General features: G+C 48.4%; 3 protein-coding genes. All 3 read left to right on the top strand.

All coding sequences use genetic code 11. The features are described 5' to 3' along the window. Positions 1-501: arginase (locus B2899_RS06015; protein ID WP_286884486.1), on the top strand; the 501-nt coding region annotated here is incomplete at its 5' end. A gap of 131 nt (positions 502-632) precedes the next feature. After that, positions 633-1,196, top strand: coding sequence for an RNA polymerase sigma factor SigW (gene sigW, locus B2899_RS06010; RefSeq protein ID WP_146811142.1), 564 nt, complete (start codon positions 633-635; stop codon positions 1,194-1,196). Positions 1,197-1,219: 23 nt separating this feature from the next. After that, positions 1,220-1,623 (top strand): anti-sigma factor family protein (locus B2899_RS06005; RefSeq protein ID WP_286884485.1); only part of this gene is annotated, 404 nt, incomplete at its 3' end.

Genomic DNA, 1,623 nt, shown 5'->3' with positions numbered 1-1,623 from the left:
CCATCCGGTAACATTCACGGCATGTCGTTAGCGGTAAGCTTGGGTTATGGTCATGAATCCCTTACTTCAATCGGTGGGGCCGGGTCCAGACTGAATCCTGAGAAGACCGTGCTGATTGGGGCCCGGGCATTAGATCCGGGCGAAAAGGAATTCATTAAGAAGCTGGGTGTAAAAGTATTTACAATGCATGAAATTGATAGGCTTGGCATGGCCCGTGTTATGGAAGAAGCGCTGAAAATTGTCACCGATGGAACGGACGGCGTTCACCTTAGTCTGGATTTGGATGGATTGGATCCGCATGACTGCCCCGGTGTGGGAACACCCGTTATCGGAGGCATCAGCTACCGTGAGAGCCATTTGGCGATGGAAATTCTGGCCGAAGCCAACGTGCTGACCAGCGCCGAGTTTGTGGAAGTTAATCCGATTCTCGACCAGATGAACCAGACCGCGCGCGTTGCTGTCGCATTGATGGGTTCCGTATTCGGGGAAAAGCTAATATAATAAAGAAATGAGATGCATAAGTGAAAACGAGGGTGCGAATCACGCATTCTCGTCTTTTTATTTTTTTGAAACTTGCAATGCAGAACATCCGTATATACCATACGGGAAACTGATTTAGGATGTGGAGCAAATTGGACATTACCGAGCAACGGATTATCCAGCGGGCAAAAAGCGGGGATCGCGATGCCTTTGCCGAACTGGTCGATTTGTACAAAGATAAGGTATACCATGTTTCCTACCGAATGTTGGGTAACCAGCAGGAGGCGGAAGACGTCGCCCAGGAAACGTTCCTGCGTGTATACGCCAACCTGGACAACTATGACCCGCAGTACAAGTTCTCCACCTGGATATACCGTATCGCTTCGAATCTTAGCATTGACATTCTCAGAAAACGAAAGAAAAATCTCTCCATTGATGCAGAAATCACCGGAGCCGAAGGAGTAGACTGGCACGACCGGCTGGCTGATACAAGCAAAGGGCCGGAAGAAGAAGTGCTCATCGATGAATTGCAGGAGGAAGTGCAGGACGCCATCATGGGACTGAATCCGAAATATCGGGCAGTCATGCTTCTGCGCTACATAGAAGACTTAAGTCTGCAGGAAATCAGTGAAGTGGTCCAACTCCCCATCTCCACCATCAAAACCAGAATTCACCGAGGCAGGGAAGCACTACGCAAAAAACTTCGGTTTATGTAATAAACGAGAAAGGAGAGATTCATATGCGTTGCCAAGATAATGTGCGTCTCATGCATCGCTACCTGGACGAAGAAGCAAACAAAGAAGAAGAGATGCAACTCCGTGCTCATATTGCTACCTGCCAGGATTGCAAGAGACATTTTCAGGAACTAAAGAAAACCATTGCTTTTGTTCAAAGCTTATCCCATACAAAAGCACCAGAAGGATTTACCGAGCGCGTCATGGCCGCGCTGCCGAAAGAGAAGAGGAAAATAAGCTTTTTTGATCGCATCAAACGCCATCCGCTCTTGGTGGCTGCTTCGCTGTTTATCGCGCTTATGGCCGGCAGCATGATGTCTTTCTGGACGGAGGGACAGCAGCGATTCGAATTCTCTGCTCCCCAGACGCAGAACGTTAAGGTTGATGAAGAACATCATATGGTAATCGT

This window comes from Aneurinibacillus sp. UBA3580 (assembly GCF_002375825.1).
Classification (GTDB): Bacteria; Bacillota; Bacilli; order Aneurinibacillales; family Aneurinibacillaceae; genus Aneurinibacillus; species Aneurinibacillus danicus.
The sequence above is the reverse complement of the archived record's forward strand: the minus strand, read 5'-3'. Positions and strand labels throughout refer to the sequence as shown.